1 protein-coding gene and 1 pseudogene are annotated in these 784 nt (G+C 77.3%); one reads left to right on the top strand and one right to left on the bottom strand.

Features of this window, described 5'->3' with window-relative positions; translation table 11 throughout:
• A pseudogene (locus FK498_RS18900) lies at positions 1–453 on the top strand (phosphoenolpyruvate carboxylase); the annotation flags it as partial.
• Between the two features lie 97 nt (positions 454–550).
• Here FK498_RS18900 and FK498_RS19635 read toward each other — a convergent pair.
• On the bottom strand, positions 551–721 hold the full coding sequence (locus FK498_RS19635; protein WP_161988501.1) for a hypothetical protein: 171 nt from the start codon (positions 719–721) through the stop codon (positions 551–553).
• Positions 722–784 lie beyond the last annotated feature (63 nt).

Below are 784 nucleotides of genomic sequence, written 5' to 3'. Positions count from 1 at the left end.
GCGCTGGAGGCGCTCGGCCTCGCCGCGCCGGTGCGGCGGCTGTTCCGCCGCCTCCAGGCGGACGGGCTGGCGCTGGATGCCGCCTGGCGCACGGCCTCCGCCTCGCACCGGCTGGTGGCGATGCACGCGCTCCGGATCGCGGCGATCCACCGCATCTGGCTGCTCGCCGCGCGCCTCCCCGACTTCAGCCCGCGCCACGGGGTGACGCGCGCCGCGCTCGTCGCGCGCATTCTCCGGCTCGACGTGCCGGCGGCGGTGGACCTGCTCGAGGAGGTCTTCCCGTCGCGGCCCGATCCCGCGGCGGCGATGGATTTCGGCGAACCCGCCGGGCCGCGCGAGGCCGCCACCTACGAGGCCGAGCACGCCGAGATCCTGGCGCCGATGCGGCGGTGGTTCGCGCTGGTGCGCGAGGGCTCGGCCGCGATCGCGCACGAGGTCGGCTCGTTCGGGTAGCGCCGGTTCCGACCTGCCGGACCGGGCTCCGGCCTCTCCCGGCCCGCCTCTCCGCCCGATCGGGCGGGACCGCCGGATCGGGAGCGGCGCTCGCGCGTCAGCCCGTCTCCTCGAGCAGCGCCATCGCCTCGTCGGGGCCGAGCAGGATCTCGGCGAGCCGGGCGATCTCGGCCCGGCCGATGCCGCTCTCCGGCGCCTGCACCGCCTGGCGCATGAAGGCCGCGACCGGCTCGCGCGCCGCGGCCAGCGCCGCCCCAATCCGCTCCACCTACGTCAGCGTCAGCGACACGTTGGCAACGACGATCAGGCGCGCCACCGGCGCGTAGGCGCG

This window comes from Elioraea sp. Yellowstone (assembly GCF_006704265.1).
In the GTDB taxonomy this organism is placed as follows: Bacteria; Pseudomonadota; Alphaproteobacteria; order Acetobacterales; family Acetobacteraceae; genus Elioraea.
The sequence above is the reverse complement of the archived record's forward strand: the minus strand, read 5'-3'. Positions and strand labels throughout refer to the sequence as shown.